We start from the raw sequence: 22,003 nt of genomic DNA on the forward strand, positions 1-22,003 counted from the left end.
GGATAAGGCATCTATGCCACATCCGGCAACGACCACTATCCCAAATCTGCCATCAGCACTTTTGACCGCCGCTGATAGTTGTACATCTCTTTCTTGCTTTCCGGTAGCAGGTCGATATCCACCGGGGTAAAGCCGCGCTCCTGAAACCAGTGAATGCTGCGCGTGGTCAACACGAACAGCTTGCTGAGCCCCATTTGCCGGGCTTGCACGGCGATCCGCTCCAGCAAAACCTCGCCACGCGATGAACTACGATAGTCCGGATGCACCGCCACGCAGGCCATTTCGCCAATTCGTTCTTCCGGGAAAGGGTACAGCGCAGCACAGGCGATGGTCAGGTTATCGCGCTGAATAATGGTGAACTTGTCGATCTCCATTTCCAGTTGTTCGCGCGAGCGGCGAACCAGAATACCTTGCTGCTCCAGCGGGCGGATCAGCTCCAGGATCCCGCCGATATCATTGATGGTTGCGCGACGGATCTGCTCGGCACTCTCCATCACGATTTGCGTCCCAATCCCGTCACGTGAGAACAGTTCTTGCAACAGCGTGCCGTCTTCCTGATAGCTAATCAGGTGGCAGCGGCGTACCCCGCTACGACAGGCTTTGACCGCACCCCGCAGGAAGCGCACGGTACCGGAGCTGTAGTCACCGATTGCTTCCTGGGCCTCAACGCGTGCCTGGGCCTCGTTGGGGAACAGTTCGGACACAATATCGCCATCATCGTTAATGACCCCTTGCGAGGAGCAAAAGCCGATCATCTTTTCTGCCTTCAGTTTGATGGCTAACTGAGTGGCGACCTCTTCAGACGTCAAGTTAAAGCTCTCGCCGGTCACAGAAACAGCGACAGGTCCCATCAGAACAATGGCGCCGCTGTCCAGTTGGCGGTGAATCGCCTCTTCATCAATACGACGAATGCGCCCGCTGTGGCAGTAATCGACGCCGTCATCCACGCCCAACGGCTGAGAGATAATAAAATTCCCGCTGACCACGTTGATGTGCGCACCCTGCAAGGGCGTATTGTTCAGGCTCATCGACAGGCGTGCAGTAATATCAAGCTGGAGCAGACCAGCTGCCTGTTTGACCAGCTCCAGCGTTTTGGCGTCGGTCACGCGCGTATTCTTGTGATACACCGGCTCATGATGATGCGCAGCAAGATTGGCATCAATCTGTGGCCGTGCGCCATACACCACAACCAGGCGAATGCCGAGGCTATGAAGGAGTCCAATATCATTGACGATACTGGAAAAATTTTCATGCTCGATGGCTTCGCCGCCCAGCATAATGACAAACGTTTTTCCCCGATGGGTATTGATATAGGGAACAGAATGGCGGAATCCCTGTACCAGCTCGGTTCTACGCTCCTTCACCACGGCACACCTCTATTGCATGATTATTCGTAATTTGTGTATTTTTATTCTGTTTTCGCGTTGTGCGCAAGCGTAATTTTTATTCCTGCTAAAGATTTTCCCCAGTAATGCCGTGAATATAAAAAGAATGTTTACCCTTTTGTAGATGACAGATTATGCGTCATTCGTTAAAGTTTCCGGTCAATTCGGACGTTTTACGTATTACCTCTACTAAAGATTTCTTTTGCTCGGGAGAAGCATGTCGGGATCCAATTCAGCAATCAGTCGCCGCCGTTTACTGAAAGGTGCGGGTGCTATGTGGCTTTTGAGCGTCAGTCAGGTCGGTTTGGCTGCCGTGAGTCAGGTCGTTGCGGTGCGCGTATGGCCAGCGTCCAGCTATACCCGCGTCACGGTAGAATCCAATCGTCTGCTGAAATACAAACAGTTTGCCCTGAGTAATCCTGAGCGTGTGGTGGTAGATATTGAAGGCGTCAATTTGAACTCGGTGCTTAAGGGTATTGGGACGCAGATCCGCCCGGACGATCCGTACATCAAGTCGGCAAGAGTCGGGCAGTTTGACCCGCAGACCGTGCGTATGGTGTTTGAGCTGAAGCAAAATGTGAAGCCACAGCTTTTTGCGCTGGCACCGGTAGCGGGCTTTAAAGAACGACTGGTGATGGATCTCTATCCGGCCAATGCCCAGGATGTACAGGATCCTCTGCTGGCGTTGCTTGAAGATTACAACAAGGGCGATCTGGATAAGCAGGTGCCGCCTGCGCAAAGTGGTCCACAGCCGGGTAAAGCGGGGCGCGATCGTCCGATTGTCATTATGCTCGATCCCGGTCACGGCGGAGAAGACTCCGGTGCCGTGGGGAAATACAAGACGCGCGAAAAAGACGTGGTGCTACAAATTGCCCGCCGTCTGCGCGCGCTGATTGAGAAAGAAGGCAACATGAAGGTCTTTATGACGCGAAATGAAGATATCTTCATTCCGCTGAAGGTGCGCGTGGCTAAAGCTCAGAAACAGCGTGCCGATCTGTTTGTCTCTATTCACGCCGATGCGTTTACCAGCCGACAGCCCAGCGGTTCGTCGGTGTTCGCACTCTCCACCAAAGGCGCGACCAGTACGGCCGCAAAATTTTTGGCGCAAACCCAGAACGCCTCGGATCTTATTGGTGGCGTCAGCAAGAGTGGTGACCGCTACGTCGACCACACTATGTTTGATATGGTGCAGTCACTGACTATCGCCGACAGCCTGAAGTTTGGTAAAGCGGTACTGAATAAACTCGGTAAGGTGAATAATCTGCATAAGAACCAGGTTGAACAGGCCGGGTTTGCGGTACTGAAGGCCCCTGATATTCCGTCTATCCTCGTGGAAACGGCATTTATCAGTAACGTTGAAGAAGAGCGTAAGCTCAAAACAGCGACGTTCCAGCAGGAAGTGGCGGAGTCGATTCTGGCAGGGATCAAAGCGTATTTTGCCGATGGGGCGACGCTGGCAAGAAGGGGATAACAAAAAAGCGCTGAAAAGCGCTTTTTTTACGGGCCGTAGAAACAAAAAAACACCCGTCAGGGTGCTTAATGTATTGGTTGCGGGGGCCGGATTTGAACCGACGACCTTCGGGTTATGAGCCCGACGAGCTACCAGGCTGCTCCACCCCGCGTCACCGTACTGCTTTCTATTTTATCAAATTTGATTGGTTGCGGGGGCCGGATTTGAACCGACGACCTTCGGGTTATGAGCCCGACGAGCTACCAGGCTGCTCCACCCCGCGTCCGTCTTTTTGCTTTGTATTTGTGATTCGAACTACTTCGCAAAAATCTTACATCAAATTTTAATTGGTTGCGGGGGCCAGATTTGAACTGACGACCTTCGGGTTATGAGCCCGACGAGCTACCAGGCTGCTCCACCCCGCGTCCGTGGATGCGCACTATACTCTGCTAACGATTTCATGCAACCTTTTTTTACGTGGATCACTGTTTTAGGATGAAAATGAACAAAAACAACGCATTTCGGTCTATTTTTTGTTCAAAATTTGCCTTGAGGTATGTATTCGCATTTCATTAGGTTCAGGGGTTTGTTATCTTCATCTCGCATTCAGGCAACTTAAGACGAGAACAATGAAAGGACGTTGGGCAAAATATCTTCTGGCGGGGGCGGTAGTCGTGATGCTCGCCGCGTGTTCCTCTAAACCCACCGATCGTGGGCAGCAGTATAAAGACGGGAAATTGACCCAGCCTTTCTCACTGGTGAATCAGCCCGATGCGGTTGGCGCACCGATCAATGCCGGTGATTTTGCCGAGCAGGTAAATCAGATCCGCAGTTCCTCACCGCGTTTATATGGCAATCAGAGCAACGTCTACAACGCTATCCAGGAATGGTTACGCGCGGGCGGTGATACGCGCAGTATGCGCCAGTTTGGTATTGATGCCTGGCAAATGGAAGGGGCGGATNGGGCAGCAGTATAAAGACGGGAAATTTACCCAGCCTTTCTCACTGGTGAACCAGCCTGATGCGGTTGGCGCGCCAATTAACGCCGGTGATTTCGCCGAGCAGGTNATCAATGCCGGTGATTTTGCCGAGCAGGTAAATCAGATCCGCAGTTCCTCACCGCGTTTATATGGCAATCAGAGCAACGTCTACAACGCTATCCAGGAATGGTTACGCGCGGGCGGTGATACGCGCAGTATGCGCCAGTTTGGTATTGATGCCTGGCAAATGGAAGGGGCGGATAACTATGGTAACGTCCAGTTCACCGGCTACTACACGCCGGTCATCCAGGCGCGCCATACGCGTCAGGGGGAATTTCAGTACCCTATCTACCGCATGCCGCCAAAACGCGGACGCTTACCAACGCGTGCTGAAATCTACGCCGGGGCGCTGAGTGACAACTATATTCTGGCCTACAGCAACTCCCTGATGGATAACTTCATTATGGATGTGCAGGGCAGCGGCTATATCGACTTTGGCGATGGCAGCCCGCTTAACTTCTTTAGCTATGCCGGGAAAAACGGTCATGCCTACCGCAGTATTGGTAAAGTACTGATCGACCGTGGCGAAGTGAAGAAAGAAGATATGTCGATGCAGGCGATCCGCCACTGGGGCGAAACGCACAGCGAAGCCGAAGTACGTGAGCTGCTGGAGCAAAACCCGTCGTTCGTTTTCTTTAAACCACAATCTTATGCTCCGGTTAAAGGTGCCAGCGCAGTGCCGCTGATTGGCCGCGCATCGGTTGCTTCCGATCGCAGCATTATTCCAGCCGGTACGACGTTACTGGCAGAAGTCCCGCTGCTGGATAATAACGGCAAATTTACCGGTCAGTATGAACTGCGCTTGATGGTGGCACTGGATGTCGGTGGCGCTATCAAAGGCCAGCACTTTGATATCTACCAGGGTATCGGTGCCGATGCCGGACATCGCGCAGGTTGGTATAATCACTATGGTCGCGTCTGGGTGCTGAAGTCATCCGGCAGCGCGGGTAACGTATTTAGCGGCTAGTTGCCTGGCGGCTAGCCTTATCAGGCCTACAAATTAGCGCGTAGGCCGGATAAGCGAAGCGCCATCCGGCTATGAAACGACACTCAGGGCGGCATTGTCCGCTCTTTTTGTTTTCTATATCTGAGGTTCTATGTCAGTGGTAATAAGCGACGCCTGGCGTCAGCGTTTTGGTGGCACCGCGCGTCTGTATGGTGAAAATGCCCTGCAATTGTTTGCCGGGGCGCATGTTTGCGTGGTCGGGATTGGTGGCGTGGGCTCGTGGGCGGCGGAAGCACTGGCGCGTACGGGTATTGGCACGATTACGCTCATCGATATGGATGATGTGTGCGTCACCAATACTAACCGTCAGATCCATGCCCTGCGAGATACCGTCGGGCAGGCGAAAGCCGAGGTGATGGCCGAGCGGATACGCCAGATTAACCCAGAGTGTCGGGTTAATGTTGTTGACGATTTTGTCACGCCAGATAATGTTGCTGAGTATATGAACGCGGGCTTTTCGTATGTCATTGACGCTATCGACAGCGTGCGCCCGAAAGCGGCGCTGATTGCTTACTGTCGACGCAATAAAATTCCGCTGGTCACCACCGGTGGCGCGGGGGGGCAGATCGACCCCACGCAGATTCAGGTCGTTGATCTGGCAAAAACCATTCAGGATCCGCTGGCGGCGAAGTTACGTGAGCGGATAAAAAGCGATTTTGGCGTGGTGAAGAACAGTAAAGGCAAGCTGGGTGTGGACTGCGTGTTCTCGACCGAAGCGCTGGTGTACCCGCAGGCTGACGGCTCCGTGTGTGCTATGAAGGCGACGGCTGAAGGGCCGAAACGTATGGATTGTGCATCCGGATTTGGCGCGGCCACCATGGTGACCGCAACCTTTGGCTTTGTTGCCGTGTCTCACGCACTGAAGAAGATGATGGCGAAAGCCGCACGTCAACCCTGATTGTGTCGGATGGCGCTACACTTATCCGACCTACGGTTTGTGTGGCGTTGTCGGCCGGATAAGACGCATCAGCGTTGCCATCCGGCATCCTGAACTGCCCCAATGAGCGCATTCAACCCCTGGCTGCGCGAGGCGCTAAGCTGCGCGCGTAAACCCAATTCATCAAAGAACGCCATTGGCGAATGCGTCTGTAACTCGGCGGCGGTTTTGCCCTCGACGGCGGTGAGTAATACCGCCAGCAGACCGCGCACGATACGTCCTTCGCTGTCGCCAAAAAAATGCAGGGTGCCATTATCCTGCAGGGTATAGCCCAGCCAGACGCGGTTTTCGCATCCGGCAATTTCTTTGGCCTGTGCCTTCAGCGCATCCGGCAGAGCCGGAAGCTGCTTACCGAGCAGGATCAACTGACGGTATTTATCTTCCCATTGGTTGAGTGGGAGAAAGGTATTGCGTAATGTCTCTTCGGTTACGGTTGTGCCAAACGGGTGTCCGGCGAGCAGAGGAGTTGTCATTAATCCACCAATATTTCCAGCGCGCGGTCAACGGCTGTGACCAACGCATCCACATCACTTTGGCTATTATAAGGTGCAAATGAGGCGCGCAGGGTGCCTGAAACGCCAAGTTCTGCTAACAGCGGCTGTGCGCAGTGCTGTCCTGCACGCAACGCAATGCCATATTCGGCCAGCAGCGTGACCATATCGCTGTGGTGCACCCCGGCGAAGTCAAAGGCTAACAAGCTGGAATCCTGACAGCGGAAGGAGCGGAATCCAGGCCGTTTTGCCAACGCATCTTCCGCCAGCGTCGCCAGGCCACGGCTCCAGCTCTCGGCCTGAACAATGTCGATATCCGCCAGCCATTCCAGCGCCGCGCTCAGGCCGATGACTCCGGCAACGTTAGGCGTACCCGCTTCCAGCTTCCACGGTGCTGCCTGCGTGGTGAACCCCTCAAAGCTGACCTCGCTAATCATCTTACCACCGCCGAGCCAGGGTGACATTGCGTCCAGTAGCTCAGGCTTACCGTACAGTGCGCCAATGCCGGTTGGGCCGTACAGCTTGTGGCCCGAGAAGGCATAGAAATCAATATCTAACTGCTGAACGTCGGCGGGAAAATGCACCACACCCTGGGCGCCGTCTACCATCACCACCATTCCTGCCGCGTGGGCAAGTGTAATCGCGCGCGCTAAATCCGGGCAGCCGCCGGTGACGTTAGACATCTGTCCCAGCGCCAGTATGCGACTGCGCGGGGTGATGAGCTCGGGCAAACGCTCAACATCAGGAAGTAACTGCGCGTTGAGCGGCAGTCTGACGACCCTGGCCCCGGTTTGCTGGGCGACCATCAGCCAGGGAACGAGGTTGGCGTGATGTTCTGCCACGCTAACGATGATCTCATCACCCGGCTGCAAGCGTGGGCGCGCGTAGCTTTGCGCCACCATGTTGATGGCCTCTGTCGTGCCGCGGGTCCAGACGATGGTTTTGTCATCCGGCGCGTTGATCAGTCGGGCGACTTTTTCCCGTGCTGCCTCATAGCGAGCGGTCAGGCGCTGGGCTTCGGCAAACTGGCTGCGATGGACGTTCCCGGCGCTCAGGCTATAAAACTGATGCGTAGCTTCAATAACCGTCTGCGGCTTGAGCGCCGTGGCGGCACTGTCGAGATAGACGCCAGCATCATTGAGTGCGGGAAACTGTGCGCGAAACTGCGCGGGGTTAAAAGCGTTCATGGGATTCCTCAGTTCAATACCCCGATCGTGGCGCAAAAAGGGCGCTGGCACAAGGGTAACCCTAAGCATCGGAATCCTCTGGATATCCTGGTGAAATCAGACCAGTGTCTTATGCTAGATAATGTTGGGCGAAGATTTTTGCCTGTTATGAAATTCGTTTTATCTAGCATAAATCGCTTTAAGGAGAAGAATATGAAAAAGACTGCCGCCATTATCTCTGCCTGTATGCTGACTTTTGCCCTGAGCGCCTGTTCTGGTTCGAACTATGTTATGCACACCAACGATGGTCGGACAATCGTGTCTGATGGTAAGCCAAAGACCGATGATGAAACGGGAATGATTTCGTACAAGGACGCTAACGGCAACAAACAGCAGATTAACCGTACTGACGTGAAAGAGATGGTAGAACTGGAGAACTAGCCGCTCGGCCATCGATAAAACGCAGACAAAAAAAAGCACCGCAAATTGGCGGTGCTACATTAATCACTATGGACAGACAGGGTAAATGTACAGGAAGTGAAAAAGGGTAGCTTTGCTACCATGGTCTGAATCGCAGACCAATTGCAAACACAACAACACAACATCACAACCGTAAGCCAAAAGCCCACCAGAACACGCATTCCGATAAAACTTTTCGTTCCGGCTTCAGGAAGTGCCGCCACTATAGGTATTTGCTGGTAGAACCTCAACGGACAATTTATAATGGCTCAGATTAAAAAAACTAATAGGTTACAGCCTGTTAGATAACTGTTAAATTCATTTAACATCAAAGCCTAAAAGTCATGTCAAAACGATTACCACCCTTAAATGCGTTACGTGTTTTTGATGCCGCGGCGCGTCATTTGAGCTTTACTCGCGCAGCAGAAGAGCTTTTTGTGACGCAGGCCGCAGTAAGTCACCAAATCAAGTCACTCGAGGATTTCCTAGGGCTGAAGCTGTTCCGTCGACGCAATCGATCTCTTCTGTTGACGGAAGAAGGCCAAAGCTACTTTCTCGACATCAAAGAGATTTTTTCGCAATTAACCGATGCGACGCGTAAACTTCAGGCACGCAGTGCAAAAGGTGCGCTTACCGTCAGTTTATTGCCCAGTTTTGCCATTCAATGGCTGGTGCCCAGACTCTCTAGCTTTAACTCAGCTTATCCGGGAATCGACGTCAGGATCCAGGCGGTTGACCGTCAGGAAGATAAACTGGCTGACGATGTTGACGTGGCGATTTTTTATGGTCGCGGCAACTGGCCTGGCCTGCGCGTAGAAAAATTGTACGCAGAATATCTGTTGCCGGTCTGCTCTCCTTTATTGCTCACCGGCGATAAACCGCTGAAGACGCCAGAGGATCTGGCAAAGCACACGTTATTGCATGATGCTTCTCGCCGCGACTGGCAGGCCTATACGCGCCAGCTTGGGTTGAATCATATTAACGTTCAGCAGGGACCTATCTTCAGCCATAGCGCCATGGTGCTACAGGCTGCCATCCATGGACAGGGTGTTGCGCTGGCCAATAACGTGATGTCGCAATCAGAAATTGAAGCGGGCCGTCTGGTTTGCCCGTTTAATGATGTGTTGGTCAGCAAAAACGCGTTTTATCTGGTTTGTCATGACAGTCAGGCAGAACTGGGTAAAATAGCCGCCTTCCGTCAGTGGATTCTGGCGAAAGCGGCCACTGAACAAGAAAAATTCCGCTTTCGTTACGAACAATAATTTACGTAGGGTATTAACATGACCAGCCGTTTTATGCTGATTTTTGCCGCCATAAGTGGCTTTATCTTTGTTGCTCTGGGCGCGTTTGGGGCTCACGTGCTAAGCAAAACGCTTGGCGTTGTTGAAATGGGTTGGATCCAGACCGGTCTTGAGTATCAGGCGTTTCATACGCTGGCTATTTTTGGTCTGGCCGTCGCCATGCAGCGACGTATCAGCATTTGGTTTTACTGGAGTAGCGTGTTCATGGCATTAGGCACCGTGCTGTTTAGCGGTAGCCTGTATTGCCTCGCGCTCTCTCATTTACGCCTGTGGGCGTTTGTTACCCCGGTCGGTGGTTTCAGCTTCCTGGTAGGTTGGGCGCTGATGTTAGTGGGTGCTATTCGATTGAAACGTAAGGGCGTTAGCCATGAATAAGGTTGTATTGTTGTGTCGCCCGGGTTTTGAGAAAGAGTGCGCCGCAGAAATTACGGATAAAGCAACACGCCGGGAAGTGTTCGGCTTTGCCCGCGTGAAAGACAATGCGGGGTACGTGACTTTTGAGTGCTATCAGCAGGGGGATGCTGAAAAGCTCGTAAAAGAGTTGCCGTTTAGCTCGCTGATTTTTGCTCGCCAGATGTTTGTTGTCGGCGAGTTGCTGCAATATTTACCGCCGGAAGACCGCATTACGCCGATTGTTGGCATGTTGCAGGGCGTAGTGGAGAAGGGTGGCGATCTGCGTGTCGAAGTGGCCGACACTAACGAAAGCAAAGAACTGGTGAAGTTTTGCCGCAAATTTACCGTACCGCTACGTGCGGCGCTGCGCGAAGCGGGCGTGCTGGCAAAGTATGAGACACCAAAGCGCCCGGTTGTCCACGTGTTCTTTATTGCGCCGGGCTGTTGTTACACCGGTTATTCCTGGCCTGACAACAACTCGCCGTTTTACATGGGGATCCCACGTCTGAAGTTCCCGGCCGATGCGCCGAGTCGCTCAACGCTGAAGCTGGAAGAAGCGCTGCATGTCTTTATTCCGGCCGATGAGTGGGATGAGCGTCTGGCAAACGGCATGTATGCGGTGGATTTAGGCGCATGTCCTGGCGGCTGGACCTATCAGCTGGTCAAACGCAACATGTGGGTTTACTCCGTGGACAATGGTCCGATGGCGCAAAGCCTGATGGATACCGGACAGGTTACCTGGCTGCGTGAAGACGGATTTAAGTACCGTCCGAATCGTAGCAACATTTCGTGGATGGTTTGCGATATGGTGGAGAAGCCGGCGAAAGTTGCCGCGCTGATGGCGCAGTGGCTGGTCAATGGCTGGTGTCGTGAGACGATTTTCAATCTCAAACTGCCGATGAAAAAACGCTACGAAGAAGTGTCGCAAAACCTGGCATATATTCAGGAGCAGTTGGATGAACACAACATCAATGCACAAATTCAGGCGCGTCAGCTGTACCATGACCGCGAAGAAGTGACTGTGCACGTGCGCCGTCTGTGGGCGGCTGTTGGTGGTCGTCGCGACGAGCGATAAGACGCCCGGGCCGGATGACGCATACGTTTATCCGGCCTGGATTACCGCACCGTCTGTCTGCTGTTCACCCGAAATAATATGCGTGACCTCTTCCAGATGCCCGATCCGGGCCTCGCCAGAACGATCTAACTTACTTTTATCGAAAAGCAGCAATGACTGTGATGCACGCTTAAGCAGAATAGATTTGAACTCCGCGTTGCGGCTGTTGGAATCCCAAAGCGTGCCGCTGCTATCGATCCCGGCACAGGAAAAAATAAACAGGTCGATGTCGAGGGATTTCAACTGAGAAATGAGCGACGGGTTCACGTAGCAACCGTCCTTACGCTCCAGCCTACCGCCTGAGCAGATGAGCTGAATATGTTTACGTTTGGCCAGTTCCTGGCAAATGGGCTGACTGTTGGTAAATACCTGGATGTTGATATCCGGCAACTGTCGGGCCAGATACCAGCAGGTCGAGCTGGCGTCCAGGGCTATCACCATGCCTTCTTCTATCCATGTCAGCGCTTCCCGTGCGGCATCGGCTTTATGCGCATGATGGCTGTTACGTCGAATGTGAAACGGGTCGCCGCTGTTTTGATTTTCCCGCTGAATGACCCTGGCGCATCCGTGGCTGCGCAGGACTTTGCCCTGGGTTTGTAGTTCGCTGAGATCGCGGCGGATAGTCTCTTTACTGACGTTCAGCTGCAAAGCCAAAACTTCAGTGGTCAGGTTTTGATGGTGAATGAGCAAGTCTACTATCGCCTGCTGGCGCGCCGCTTTCATGGTCCGATCCTCATCGTTGGATGAATGCCCGCCTCTGACGGGCACTCCGATCAGAGATTACGGTGTTACGCCTTTTTTCAAAAGAATATTTCCGTACTTTGCCCGCTCGCCGGTGATAACGACAGCAAACGCGTTTTGCGCCCGCTCGTAGAATGCATAGCGATCAATGCGCGTGATACCCGGACCGCCCGCTGGCAAGGAGAGCGCATCGCGATACCGTGCCTCGACGCTTGGGTCGAGTGAATCCCCTTCAACGGGCGCCATCATCACCAGCGGCGGAGCGTAACTGTCCAGTTCAAACAACGGAATAATCGCCTGTAGCAGGGCGTCGACCCGCAGGCTGTCGGCGCGGATCACCTGTGGCCCCATGCTGTGCGCGGGAAAATGAGCATCGGAAAAGATAATTTCATCGCCGTGACCCATTTCAGCCAGCACTTTCAGCAGGTCGGGGGAAATTAAAGGGGAAATCGTTTTTAGCATGTCACTCGACTCCTGTGAGTTCGGGTTCAGTTTGCGGATAGAAATAACGGTACTGGTAGTGCACCTGGGCGCGAGCCTGCTCCGGTGAGGTAAATTCCCCAATGCCTGACCAGGCAAACATCGCCGCCCCGGCGACGGTGGTTTCGGCGTCATCCAGCACTTTGATCGGGATACCCAGAACGTTGGCTTTAATCTGATTCCACAGCGCGTTACGACTTCCCCCACCAACCAGCAGCAGCTCTGTCGCCTGGAAGTGACCGATGGTCTCCAGTGTCTGTAGATTTTGCTGCAGCCGGTGGGTGAGTCCCTCCAGTGCCGCACGGTATAAATGTCCCCGCGTGCTGTTGAGCGTGACGCCCTGCCAACCCGCGTTCGCGCCGGTGAGCAGATCGCACTGCATTTTTACCCCATCAGCCCCAGCCGGAATGGCGTTGGCTTCATCGATAAGCGTTTGCCACGGCGTATCGGCAGTCCACAGCAGCTTGCGTACCCATTCGAGAACGCCGGAAGCCAACCATTGCATACCGGGATTGTACAGCCCGGCGTGGCTGTCCAGTTCGCAGGTGGAGCCGGAATACTGGCTCAGCAGTGGGGTATTCACCTGCGCGCTGCGCACCATCAAAATTTCCCATGTGCCGGAGGAGAGCACCGGTTCGTCCGGCTGTGCGCCCGCGCCAAAGAGAGCGAACTGTGTATCATGCCCGGCGGAAATGACCGGAATGCCCGTCGGTAGCCCGAGCAATGTTGCCGTGGTGCTTTGCAACGTCCCAATATGCTCGCCTGCTTCAACGAGGCGGGGAAACAGTCGGCGTGGAATGCCGGCTGCCTGCAAAATGTCGTGGCTGAACTCTCGCTGATGGATATCCAGCAGCTGGCTGGTGCCTGCCATGGTGATATCCGTCGTGTATTCACCGGTTAAGCGATGGTTAAGAAGCGAGGAGATAAATAGCCAGGCGTGCGCCCGTTCCAGTAATTGCGGGTGGTTTTCTTTGAGCCACACCAGTTTATACAGGGTGTTAAAGCTGAAGGCGCCGACGCCGGAGATGTCCTGCAACTGCTGTGGTGTCATCAGGCGGCTGATATTGGCCATCACGGCGGCGGTGCGTGGGCATTTCCAGCTGATTACCGGATATAGCAGTTCGCCATTTTCATCAACCAGCGCGCCGTCTACGCCAAACGTGGTGACGGTAATCCCGCGGATTTGGCGGGTAGACAGTTCAGATGACAGGCGGTGGCAGCAGTCGGCAAAGCGTTGCAGAATGGCATCCAGGGACCACTGATGCCAGGTACTGTTTTCTGAGGCGATATCACTGGCGTTCGGTGTGGAGGCGCGGGCAACGATTTTTCCCTGACGGTCAACGGCAATGGCCCGCACGTTGGTTGCGCCACAGTCGAGGACCAGTATAACGTCTTGTTTCATAGCCACTCCAAATGTTGCCGGATGGCGCTGCGCTTATCCGGCCTACAAATTTTACAGTTGTAGGCCCGGTAAGCTTGCGCCACCGGGCAGAGTCGCATTAACGTTTATACAGCGGGCCATAGTTCTGGCAGGCGCGATAATCCTGGCCTTCACTGTCCATACCGTGTGCAGCCCAGGCTGAAGGGCGATAGATTTTCTCTTCTTCCACGTTGTGCATACACACTGGAATACGCAGCATGGCGGCAAGGGTAATAAAGTCTGCACCAACGTGACCAATAGTCAGCACACCGTGGTTCGCACCCCAGTTCGCCATCACCGAGTAAACGTCGCTGAATGGACCTTTACCGGTTAAGCGCGGAGCAAACCAGGTCGTTGGCCAGGTGGAGTTGGTGCGGGCATCGAGCTGGTCGTGCATGTCTTTCGGCAGTTCCACGCTCCAGCCTTCGGCTATCTGCAGCACCGGTCCCAGACCTTTGATGATATTGATACGGGTCATGGTGAACGGCACACCGCCTTCAGTCAGGAAGCGAGAGGAGTAGCCGCCGCCGCGGAAGTATTCATGAATAGCCGGGCACCATTCGGTTGCCGCCAGGCAATCATCCACCTCTTGCTGGGAGATTTCCCAGTGCGGTTTCATGGTCGGTTTGCCATCGCTGTCACGCTGTTTGCAGGAGCCGTCCAACGCCGCAGATCCGGAGTTGATCAGGTGGATAATACCGTGCTCAGCAAGGCCAGTCAGCGGCTGGCCGGTGACGCGTTGCACGGCTTCCGGTGACCAGTAGGTGCGTACATCGGCAAAGACTTGCGCGGTACCGGTAAGCTGGCGGCCAAACAGCATTGCTACACCGTTCAGACTGTCGTTTTCGGTGGCAACCACATACGGTTCGCGTACGCCGTTCCAGTCAAATGAGCTGTTCAGCAGGGCTTCGGCGGTGTCGCCGTTCGGGTATTGATCGGTCCAGTGACGCTGACCCTGGAAGCCCGCGGCAATGGCGTTGAAGCCCAGCGACTCTTCGACCAGGCCTTTTTCAGCCAGTATCTTGTTACCTTGCATCATGTCACGGATGCACATTGCCATCAGCAGGCTTTCTTTCAGGACCGCGCGGCTTTGCTCTTCGTTGCGTTTGTACTGTTGGGCATTCTGATCTTCGCCATAGCGGAAGTTTTTGTCCGCCCACGCCAGTGCAATCTCCAGCTCGGTTTCGTCATAGATTTTTTGGTCAATACGACGACGCAGCTCGGTCATATCAACCGGCTGAACCTTCATGCCCAGCCAGGATTCAAAGAAGTTATGATCGACAATGGATCCTGCGATCCCCATTGAAACGCCGCCCACGGACAGATAGCTTTTGCCTTTCATACTGGCAACGGCCAGGCCTGCACGGCTAAAGCGCAGCAGTTTTTCTTCAACATCGGCGGGGATGGTGGTGTCACCCGCATCCTGCACGTCATGACCGTAAATCGAGAAAGCAGGCAGACCTTTTTGGTTATGCGCTGCCAGCGCTGCAGCCAGATAAACAGCGCCAGGACGTTCCGTGCCGTTGAAGCCCCAGATGGCTTTTGGACGCATTGGGTCCATGTCGATGGTTTCGCTGCCGTAGCACCAGCATGGTGTCACGGTGATCGTCACGCCGACATTTTGGCTACTGAATTTTTCTTCGCAGGCGGCGGATTCAGCCATCCCGGCAATGCAGGTGTCTGCAATCACGCACTCAATCTGCGCGCCGCAGGCGTGACGAAGTTTCTCGCTGATAAGCGCAGCAGTGGCTTTCGCCATATTCATGGTTTGTTCTTCGAGCGACTCGCGTACACCCATACGACGCCCATCAATCACCGGACGAATACCGATTTTCGGTAAACTCATTTTGTTCATTCGAGGTTCCTCATCTCACTTTATGCCGTGCTGCAAAAGCGGATGGAGGACACCACTGTCGCAGTTGGCTGAATTTTTTATTTTTGCTAACTCGAGTTAGCTTAGGTATCAGCGAGTTTTTTGCACAACTTTTTTGTTGCGGAACTGTGAGAGGCCTCACGAGAAGTGGTTAAAATTCGATCTGCGTCAAATAAATAAATGTACGTATTTAAGTTAATTTTCTTTTTAATTAATGAGATACAATAAATTGTCTGTCCAGTGTCACAGTTTTAAACCAAATGATTTGGTTATTTTTTGCAGCTAAAATAGCTTTAAAAGGCAATCGCTAACTCGAGTTAGCAATAATCAAAAAACGTATCTACGCTTTTAAGAAGTATTCGCATTAACGGTGACGATGGCTCCATGGCAACGCTGTTTTCGCCTGATTTACCGACTGTAGTTTCTGTATATTGAGGAAAGCAGCAATGTCCGAAACATTTTTACAGATGAGTCATATTACGAAACGTTTTCCCGGCGTATTAGCGTTGAGTAATGTGGATTTTGCGTTACGTAAAGGGGAAGTTCATGCGCTGCTTGGCGAAAATGGCGCGGGAAAATCCACCTTGATGAAAATTTTATCCGGCGTTTATCAACCGGATGAAGGCAATATTATTTTTGAAGATCAAGCTGTTTCATTCGCGAATCCGTTAAGTGCACAAAAAGCCGGGATCACGATTATTCACCAGGAATTTAATTTATTCCCAGAGTTAACGGTTGAAGACAATATCTTTATTGGCAGGGAATTTTGCAAAAATAACCGCTGGCGTCTTGACGAGAAACAACAGCGCCAGGCAGCTATCGATATTTTGCAAAAATTGAACCTGAATATTGCGCCAGATACGCTGGTTGCCGATCTTACCGTCGCTCAACAACAAATGGTTGAGATTGCCAAAGCTATATCGGTGAATGCCAAAATTCTGATTATGGATGAACCGACGGCGGCGCTGACGGAAACGGAGATCGACAGTTTATTTCAGGTTACCCGTTTGCTGAAAGAGCAGGGTACCGGCATTGTCTATATCTCGCACCGTCTGGAAGAGCTGGCGTTAATTGCCGACCGCGCGACCGTGATGCGAGACGGTCAGTTTATTGCCACCGTCGATTATGATGCTGTAAAAATCAGCGACTTAATTGCCATGATGGTTGGGCGTGACCTCGGGAATATCTATCCGCGTCGTGAACCCTTGTCTCAGCACAAACCGGTGCTGGAAGTGAGCGGCCTGACGCGCAAAGGGGTACTGAACAACATCGATTTCACCCTGCATCAGGGGGAGATTTTAGGTTTTGCCGGTCTGATGGGCGCAGGGCGTACCGAACTGGCGCGTGCCATTTTCGGCGCAGATCCCATCGATAGCGGTACCATTACGCTAAACGGTAAGGTCACCGTGGTTAAAGATATCCCTGACGCAATCAAACAGGGGATCAGCTATTTAACAGAGGACAGAAAAAAAGAAGGACTGGCATTAGGGCTGTCGGTTGAGCGCAATATTATGCTGGGGAATTACCCGGAGTATTCCGATCGCTACGGCAATGTTGATAGCAAGCGCTGTCAGCAAACCAGCCAGGAGCAGGTGAAAGCCCTGCGAATTAAAACGCCACACCTTGAGCAGGCCGCATTAAATTTAAGTGGTGGTAATCAGCAGAAAATCATTATTGCCAGATGGGTGTGTAAAGACACCGATATTCTCATCTTTGATGAGCCTACGCGTGGCATTGACGTGGGGGCCAAACTTGAAATTTATGAATTGATGAATCGACTGGTGGCAAAAGGGAAATCAATCATCATGATTTCTTCTGAATTACCGGAAGTGCTGGGTATGTGCGATCGCATTTTAGTGATGCGTAGTGGTCGTATTACCGGTGAGTTAGCTTCTGATGACGCCACACAAGAAAAAATCATGCAATACGCGACGTTAGAGGATTAATTTATGACTATCTCTGTAACCTCTTCAGACAGCAATAATAAAAAAATTAAAATTAACAAAGAACTTTTAATGCGCCTCGCGCCGCTTTTCAGTTTGATTATTCTGGTGATATTTTTCAGTTTTGGATCGCCATTTTTCTTTAATACTGAAAATATTATGACCATTGCTCTGCAAACCTCGGTCATTGGCATCATGGCGATTGGCGTTACCTTCGTCATTATCACCTCCGGGATCGACCTTTCTCTCGGTTCCGTGGTGGCGTTTTCAGGCGTTGCGGTCGGTATCTGCGCCACGCTGGGTTTGCCTCTGCCGATTTGCATCCTGGCAGGCGTGTTAGCCGGTGGGCTGTGCGGTTATATCAACGGGCTGTTGGTCACCAAAATGACCATCCCGCCCTTTATTGCCACGCTGGGCCTGATGATGTCCGTCAGGGGTATCAACATGGTGATGACCGACGGCCGCGCGATTTACTTTGCTGACTACCCAGGCTTCAAAATGCTGGCACAGGGCCGCCTGTTCGACGTGCTGCCTTATCCGGTCTTTTACCTGGTGGTGGTGGCGCTAATCGCTGCGTACATCCTGAAGAAAACGGTGATTGGTCGCTATGTTTATGCTGTGGGCAGCAATGAAGTTGCAGCACACCTGTCCGGAATTAAAGTCCAGCGCGTCAAAATCTTCGTCTACGCCTTCTGCGGTCTGCTAACCGGGATTGCCGGGGTCATTCTTGCTTCGCGTCTGAACTCAGGTCAGCCAACGGTTGGTGTGGGTTATGAGCTGGAAGCGATTGCCGCGGTGGTGATTGGTGGTACGAGCCTGATGGGCGGGATTGGCACCATCGGCGGCACGATTATCGGCGCATTCATTATGAGCGTGTTGAAAAATGGCCTCAACCTGATGGGCGTCTCCCAGTTCTGGCAGATGGTGGCAATGGGTGTGGTGGTTATCGCGGCGGTTTATCTCGACACATTACGCAAAAAAATTCGTTGATTTACGCTCCCGGAAGTTGCGGGGCATCATAACCCTGACGTTTAGGGTGACTCACTCAGAACGGAGTACAACAATGAAAACCAGGCATTTTGTCTATGCGTTATCCCTGCTGGCCTGCATGACTTCCAGCGCGTTGGCTAAAGATATGAACCTCCCTGTGGTCAGTAAAGGTTTCCAGCATGAATTCTGGCAAACCGTAAAAATGGGGACCGAAGCGGCAGCGAAAGAGTTGGGTGATAAAACCAGCTATGTAGGGCCGGCGGATGAAACACAAATTGCTGAGCAGATTCAGTTGGTTGAAAACGCAATGGCGCAAAAGCCTAACGGACTGCTGCTGGCGGCGTTAGATGCCAATGCCCTCGCACCGCTGGTGGAAACGGCCAATTCACGGGGGATTAAGGTTGTGACCTTTGACTCTGGCGTGAATTCCGACATTCCGGTCAGCTTTGTGGCAACCAATAACCGTAAAGCCGGCGCAGAAGCCGCCGATGCGCTCGCCGCTGAAGTGGGCAGCAAAGGGAAGGTCGGTATTATTGCGCACGTGGCCGGTACCTCTTCTGCAATCGAGCGTTCAGAAGGGTTTATTGCCCGCATGAAGGAAAAATATCCGGATATCAAGGTGCTGCCAGTTCAGTACAGCGACGGGGATCCGCAAAAAGCGATGGATAAAACCATCGATATGATTCAGGCCAACCCGGATATTGCCGGGATCTATGGCACTAACGAAGGTTCAACGCTGGGTGTAGCGAACGCCATTGATAGTCAAAACCTGAAGGGCAAAGTGAAGGTGATTGGCTTTGACAGCACCGAAGCGATTATTGCCTTCCTGAAATCCGGCGTTATCCAGGGCTTTGTGGTGCAGGATGCTTACCAGATTGGCTATCAGGGGATCAAAACGCTGAATGCCGCCGTGTCGGGTCAGGCTGTTCCAAAAGAGATTGATATCCCGGTTAAATTCGTGAATGCGAAGAACATTGATACACCGGAAATCGACAAATTATTACATCCATTCGGTAAAAAATAAGACCGTTGGGGCGACACGTTCGCCCCATTTTTAGCCAGTGTCAGGGAGTTACTATGAGCAGTGGATATTTCCTCGGGGTGGATGTCGGTTCCGCCAGCGTCAGGGCCGGTGTCTTTGATGCCAATGGTACGCGACTGGCCTTTGCGACATTACCTATCTCGCAGTTTCGACCCGGTCCGCAGCGGGTAGAACAATCATCCGCTGAAATCTGGCAGCAGGTGTGTCATGCGGTGAAAGATGCGGTGTCGTCAGCGGGGGTTCCCGTCGAGGAAATTCGTTCACTGGGATTCGATGCCACCTGCTCTCTGGTTGCTCTCGATGAACAAGGACAAGGGTTGGCGGTTTCACCCGGTGAATCGCCAGACCATAACATCATCATGTGGATGGATCATCGCGCGGCAGACGAGACCAAACGCATTAACGCCACGCAGGATCCCGCCCTGCGCTATGTTGGCGGCGAAGTCAGCGTCGAAATGGAATTGCCTAAAGTGCTGTGGCTGAAGAATCATTTTCCTGCGACGTGGGAGCGTGCGCATCGATTCTACGATCTGGCGGACTTCCTGGTCTGGAAAGCGACCGACAGCGATGTAGCGGGTCTGTGCACCCTGACCTGTAAATGGAACTATCTGGCGCACGAACAACGTTTTAGTCATTCGTTGCTCGATGCCGTTGAATTAACAGATTTACTCAGCAAAATCCCGTCGCGTATTTTACCGCCGGGGGCCGCCGTTGGTACGCTCAGCCCTGAAGCGGCGCAGGCGTTGGGACTGACCACACATGTTGTGGTTGCCAGCGGGATGATTGATGCGCATGCAGGCGGTGTGGCGCTGGCCGGTGCTCAGCCTGTGGGAACGCTGGCGTTGATCAGCGGCACGTCAAACTGCCATATGCTGTGCAGCGAAGAGGAAATTCATACACCGGGCGTATGGGGACCATACTGGTCCGCGATGCTACCCGGCTACTGGCTGACCGAAGGCGGGCAAAGTGCCGCCGGGGCGTTAGTCGACTGGACGCTTCAGGAGTCAGGCGTCAGTGCGGACCTGTATCGTAAGGCCGAAGCGCGGGGTTGCCATCCGATAGTATTGGTCAATGAATGGGTGGCTGCACTGGAGGAAAATGAAGCGGAACCAGGGCGCAACTTACATGTGTTGGCCGATCATCATGGCAACCGCTCACCGCGTGCGCGACCGGATGCTCGCGGCAGCGTATGTGGCTTGACCCTTGAACGTGGCGAGCGGCAGGTTGCCCGCTTGTATCTGGCAACATTACAGGCGATTGCCTGCGGTACGCGGCATATTATGGAAGTGATGCGCGAAAATGGGCACACCATTACACGACTGACGCTGTGCGGAGGAGCAACGCACAATCCGCTGTGGCTACGTGAGTATGCGGATGCGACCGGATGCGATATCCATTTAATGCAGGAAGAAGATGCGGTGACGCTGGGTGCGGCGATTACCGGTGCGGTTGCCTGCGGGGCGTGGGCAAATTTCCCGGCGGCTTGTCAGGCGATGGTGACGCCCGGTGAGGTTATCAAGACAAACCCTAAGCGTCAGGACTTTTATGCCCGCAAATATCAGGTGCATCTGACTATGTGGGGGCAGCAGCAGGTGCTTAACCAACTGATGCTGTAAGACAAATGTTTAAAATACTTTTATGATTGTGAATTGACGTTTTGGATGTGAACTGGGGCATATAATGGCTAAAACAGTAGAACAGATAGCCAGCGATCTGAATTTATCGGTGACAACCGTGCGACTGGTGTTGAATGGGAAAGCTGAGCAATATCGTATCAGCGTTAAAACCCAAACGCGCATTAATGAATATGTTGAGCGTTATGGTTATGTCATCAACCATTCAGCGCGCAGCCTTAAACTGAATAAAACGGATACGCTGGGGCTGATTGTGCCCAATATTTCCAACGTCTTTTTTGCTACGCTCGCTGAAAAACTTGAGCAACGCTGTCGTCGTTCTGGATATCAGTTAACGATTAGCTGTACTTATGATGATGTTGATTACGAGAATAAATTAACCAAAGCGTTAATTGCACGTAATGTTGACGGACTTTTTATTGTCCCGTCAACGCTCGAAAACCAGCAGCATCATTTACGCCAGGTTAGAAAACCGATGGTGTTACTTGACCGTGATTTTAAGTACACCGATAACGCGCTGGTAGAAAGTCATAATAGTTTAGGGGGCGAAAAGCTAACGCAAAGTTTGTTTGATGCCGGAAAATCACCAATCTGGTTTTTGGTGGGCGATACCGGGCTTCCCAGTATTGGTGATCGTTTGCAGGGTTATCTTAACGCATTGAGTAAAAATGATATTTTACATCATGACTGGGTGCGTGAAGGCCCGGATAACACGCCAGATGGCGGCTACCGGTTAATGGAAAAACTGATCGCTGAGCAGGGGTGTCCTCAGGCGTTTATCGCCTCGTCATTACCTGTGCTGGAAGGCGCCATCGTCGCTATTCGCAATCATTTTGGCGTTATTCCACCTGATATTAATATCGGCACATTCGATGAACATCCGATGCTGGGATTCCTCGCCAATAATGTCTGGTCAATGCAGCAGGATGAAAACGTCTGGGCGGAAAAAGCCTTCGACATGATGATGAGTGCGATTGAAGACCAGCCGATTAAAGAAACGGTAAAAGTACCGATGAAGCTCATTAAGCGTGTAAGACAAAAATAATACTTTTTTAATAATAAATCAGCTAACTGAACCTGAATAAAAATTCAGTGGCTGCTCATATCTGAAACCTGACCCGTCTTACTCTGCGGCTGT

Annotated in this window: 19 protein-coding genes and 3 tRNA genes; 12 read left to right on the forward strand and 10 right to left on the reverse strand. The window is 52.6% G+C overall.

Annotation, left to right across the window (positions count from 1 at the left end; translation table 11 throughout):
• Positions 1-35 precede the first annotated feature (35 nt).
• Complete coding sequence (gene argA / locus FDX22_RS23545; RefSeq protein ID WP_096755859.1) at positions 36-1,367, reverse strand: amino-acid N-acetyltransferase; 1,332 nt, start codon at positions 1,365-1,367, stop codon at positions 36-38.
• Positions 1,368-1,602: 235 nt separating this feature from the next.
• On the opposite strand from argA, the gene amiC reads away from it, so the two are divergent.
• Complete coding sequence (gene amiC / locus FDX22_RS23550; RefSeq protein WP_096755860.1) at positions 1,603-2,856, forward strand: N-acetylmuramoyl-L-alanine amidase AmiC; 1,254 nt, start codon at positions 1,603-1,605, stop codon at positions 2,854-2,856.
• 74 nt (positions 2,857-2,930) lie between these two features.
• Here amiC and FDX22_RS23555 read toward each other — a convergent pair.
• The 3 genes from FDX22_RS23555 to FDX22_RS23565 form a co-directional block, all read right to left on the reverse strand.
• Positions 2,931-3,007 (reverse strand) — tRNA-Met (locus tag FDX22_RS23555).
• 34 nt (positions 3,008-3,041) lie between these two features.
• Positions 3,042-3,118 (reverse strand) — tRNA-Met (locus tag FDX22_RS23560).
• Between the two features lie 65 nt (positions 3,119-3,183).
• Positions 3,184-3,260 (reverse strand) — tRNA-Met (locus FDX22_RS23565).
• A gap of 511 nt (positions 3,261-3,771) precedes the next feature.
• Between FDX22_RS23565 and mltA the strand changes: the two genes are divergently transcribed.
• Both mltA and tcdA read left to right on the forward strand, forming a co-directional pair.
• The gene (gene mltA, locus FDX22_RS23575; protein WP_255433046.1) at positions 3,772-4,842 is read left to right on the forward strand and encodes a murein transglycosylase A; all 1,071 of its coding nucleotides are present in this window, start codon (positions 3,772-3,774) and stop codon (positions 4,840-4,842) included.
• A gap of 130 nt (positions 4,843-4,972) precedes the next feature.
• A complete protein-coding gene (gene tcdA, locus FDX22_RS23580; protein WP_146717869.1) occupies positions 4,973-5,779 on the forward strand; it encodes a tRNA cyclic N6-threonylcarbamoyladenosine(37) synthase TcdA in 807 nt (268 codons plus the stop codon).
• A 68-nt stretch (positions 5,780-5,847) separates the two neighbouring features.
• On the opposite strand, the gene csdE is transcribed toward tcdA, so the two are convergent.
• Together csdE and csdA are read right to left on the reverse strand one after the other, a co-directional pair.
• Positions 5,848-6,291, reverse strand: a complete 444-nt coding sequence (csdE, locus tag FDX22_RS23585; RefSeq protein ID WP_096755871.1) for a cysteine desulfurase sulfur acceptor subunit CsdE — start codon at positions 6,289-6,291, stop codon at positions 5,848-5,850.
• Positions 6,291-7,496, reverse strand: a complete 1,206-nt coding sequence (csdA, locus tag FDX22_RS23590; RefSeq protein ID WP_117343125.1) for a cysteine desulfurase CsdA — start codon at positions 7,494-7,496, stop codon at positions 6,291-6,293. The genes csdE and csdA overlap by 1 nt, the downstream gene beginning before the upstream one ends.
• A 192-nt stretch (positions 7,497-7,688) precedes the next feature.
• Here csdA and FDX22_RS23595 point away from each other — a divergent pair, with 192 nt between their 5' ends.
• From FDX22_RS23595 to rlmM, 4 genes are all read left to right on the forward strand, one after another.
• Positions 7,689-7,916: a YgdI/YgdR family lipoprotein gene (locus tag FDX22_RS23595; protein WP_096755873.1), complete on the forward strand. Its 228-nt coding sequence runs from the start codon at positions 7,689-7,691 to the stop codon at positions 7,914-7,916.
• A 362-nt stretch (positions 7,917-8,278) separates the two neighbouring features.
• Positions 8,279-9,196: a glycine cleavage system transcriptional regulator GcvA gene (gene gcvA / locus FDX22_RS23600; RefSeq protein WP_096755874.1), complete on the forward strand. Its 918-nt coding sequence runs from the start codon at positions 8,279-8,281 to the stop codon at positions 9,194-9,196.
• 18 nt (positions 9,197-9,214) lie between these two features.
• Positions 9,215-9,610 carry a DUF423 domain-containing protein gene (locus FDX22_RS23605; RefSeq protein WP_096755875.1) on the forward strand — a complete coding sequence of 132 codons (396 nt, stop codon included), beginning with the start codon at positions 9,215-9,217 and terminating at the stop codon, positions 9,608-9,610.
• On the forward strand, positions 9,603-10,703 hold the full coding sequence (rlmM, locus tag FDX22_RS23610) for a 23S rRNA (cytidine(2498)-2'-O)-methyltransferase RlmM (protein WP_096755876.1): 1,101 nt from the start codon (positions 9,603-9,605) through the stop codon (positions 10,701-10,703). Before FDX22_RS23605 ends, rlmM begins: the two co-directional genes overlap by 8 nt.
• Positions 10,704-10,730: 27 nt before the next feature.
• Here the strand turns inward: rlmM and fucR are convergent, their stop codons facing one another.
• The 4 genes from fucR to fucI form a co-directional block, all read right to left on the reverse strand.
• On the reverse strand, positions 10,731-11,465 hold the full coding sequence (gene fucR, locus FDX22_RS23615; protein ID WP_096755877.1) for an L-fucose operon activator: 735 nt from the start codon (positions 11,463-11,465) through the stop codon (positions 10,731-10,733).
• Between the two features lie 57 nt (positions 11,466-11,522).
• The gene (gene fucU, locus FDX22_RS23620; protein WP_146717870.1) at positions 11,523-11,945 is read right to left on the reverse strand and encodes an L-fucose mutarotase; all 423 of its coding nucleotides are present in this window, start codon (positions 11,943-11,945) and stop codon (positions 11,523-11,525) included.
• A 1-nt stretch (position 11,946) separates the two neighbouring features.
• Positions 11,947-13,365 carry an L-fuculokinase gene (fucK, locus tag FDX22_RS23625; RefSeq protein ID WP_115257584.1) on the reverse strand — a complete coding sequence of 473 codons (1,419 nt, stop codon included), beginning with the start codon at positions 13,363-13,365 and terminating at the stop codon, positions 11,947-11,949.
• 97 nt (positions 13,366-13,462) lie between these two features.
• Positions 13,463-15,238 carry an L-fucose isomerase gene (fucI, locus tag FDX22_RS23630; RefSeq protein ID WP_115257585.1) on the reverse strand — a complete coding sequence of 592 codons (1,776 nt, stop codon included), beginning with the start codon at positions 15,236-15,238 and terminating at the stop codon, positions 13,463-13,465.
• A gap of 464 nt (positions 15,239-15,702) precedes the next feature.
• Here fucI and FDX22_RS23635 point away from each other — a divergent pair, with 464 nt between their 5' ends.
• The 5 genes from FDX22_RS23635 to FDX22_RS23655 all read left to right on the forward strand — a co-directional run bounded on the left by FDX22_RS23635 (position 15,703) and on the right by FDX22_RS23655 (position 21,910).
• On the forward strand, positions 15,703-17,202 hold the full coding sequence (locus FDX22_RS23635) for a sugar ABC transporter ATP-binding protein (RefSeq protein WP_115257586.1): 1,500 nt from the start codon (positions 15,703-15,705) through the stop codon (positions 17,200-17,202).
• Positions 17,203-17,205: 3 nt separating this feature from the next.
• Complete coding sequence (locus FDX22_RS23640) at positions 17,206-18,189, forward strand: ABC transporter permease (protein WP_096755882.1); 984 nt, start codon at positions 17,206-17,208, stop codon at positions 18,187-18,189.
• A 73-nt stretch (positions 18,190-18,262) separates the two neighbouring features.
• Positions 18,263-19,213 carry an ABC transporter substrate-binding protein gene (locus tag FDX22_RS23645; RefSeq protein WP_115257587.1) on the forward strand — a complete coding sequence of 317 codons (951 nt, stop codon included), beginning with the start codon at positions 18,263-18,265 and terminating at the stop codon, positions 19,211-19,213.
• Positions 19,214-19,266: 53 nt separating this feature from the next.
• Entirely contained in the window at positions 19,267-20,847 is a 1,581-nt protein-coding gene (locus FDX22_RS23650) for an FGGY-family carbohydrate kinase (protein WP_146717871.1), read from the forward strand.
• 64 nt (positions 20,848-20,911) lie between these two features.
• Positions 20,912-21,910: a LacI family DNA-binding transcriptional regulator gene (locus tag FDX22_RS23655; protein ID WP_146717872.1), complete on the forward strand. Its 999-nt coding sequence runs from the start codon at positions 20,912-20,914 to the stop codon at positions 21,908-21,910.
• Positions 21,911-22,003: the final 93 nt, after the last annotated feature.

The organism is Citrobacter sp. TBCS-14, from assembly GCF_005280805.1.
GTDB lineage: Bacteria > Pseudomonadota > Gammaproteobacteria > Enterobacterales > Enterobacteriaceae > Citrobacter > Citrobacter gillenii.

Bases quoted from the DNA above. Each gene is read 5' to 3' on its own strand.
- amiC (WP_096755860.1), top strand. From the start codon at position 1,603: ATGTCGGGATCCAATTCAGCAATCAGTCGCCGCCGTTTACTGAAAGGT.
- tcdA (WP_146717869.1), top strand. From the start codon at position 4,973: ATGTCAGTGGTAATAAGCGACGCCTGGCGTCAGCGTTTTGGTGGCACC.
- csdE (WP_096755871.1), bottom strand. From the start codon at position 6,291: ATGACAACTCCTCTGCTCGCCGGACACCCGTTTGGCACAACCGTAACC.
- csdA (WP_117343125.1), bottom strand. From the start codon at position 7,496: ATGAACGCTTTTAACCCCGCGCAGTTTCGCGCACAGTTTCCCGCACTC.
- FDX22_RS23595 (WP_096755873.1), top strand. From the start codon at position 7,689: ATGAAAAAGACTGCCGCCATTATCTCTGCCTGTATGCTGACTTTTGCC.
- gcvA (WP_096755874.1), top strand. From the start codon at position 8,279: ATGTCAAAACGATTACCACCCTTAAATGCGTTACGTGTTTTTGATGCC.
- FDX22_RS23605 (WP_096755875.1), top strand. From the start codon at position 9,215: ATGACCAGCCGTTTTATGCTGATTTTTGCCGCCATAAGTGGCTTTATC.
- rlmM (WP_096755876.1), top strand. From the start codon at position 9,603: ATGAATAAGGTTGTATTGTTGTGTCGCCCGGGTTTTGAGAAAGAGTGC.
- fucR (WP_096755877.1), bottom strand. From the start codon at position 11,465: ATGAAAGCGGCGCGCCAGCAGGCGATAGTAGACTTGCTCATTCACCAT.
- fucU (WP_146717870.1), bottom strand. From the start codon at position 11,945: ATGCTAAAAACGATTTCCCCTTTAATTTCCCCCGACCTGCTGAAAGTG.
- fucK (WP_115257584.1), bottom strand. From the start codon at position 13,365: ATGAAACAAGACGTTATACTGGTCCTCGACTGTGGCGCAACCAACGTG.
- fucI (WP_115257585.1), bottom strand. From the start codon at position 15,238: ATGAACAAAATGAGTTTACCGAAAATCGGTATTCGTCCGGTGATTGAT.
- FDX22_RS23635 (WP_115257586.1), top strand. From the start codon at position 15,703: ATGTCCGAAACATTTTTACAGATGAGTCATATTACGAAACGTTTTCCC.
- FDX22_RS23640 (WP_096755882.1), top strand. From the start codon at position 17,206: ATGACTATCTCTGTAACCTCTTCAGACAGCAATAATAAAAAAATTAAA.
- FDX22_RS23645 (WP_115257587.1), top strand. From the start codon at position 18,263: ATGAAAACCAGGCATTTTGTCTATGCGTTATCCCTGCTGGCCTGCATG.
- FDX22_RS23650 (WP_146717871.1), top strand. From the start codon at position 19,267: ATGAGCAGTGGATATTTCCTCGGGGTGGATGTCGGTTCCGCCAGCGTC.
- FDX22_RS23655 (WP_146717872.1), top strand. From the start codon at position 20,912: ATGGCTAAAACAGTAGAACAGATAGCCAGCGATCTGAATTTATCGGTG.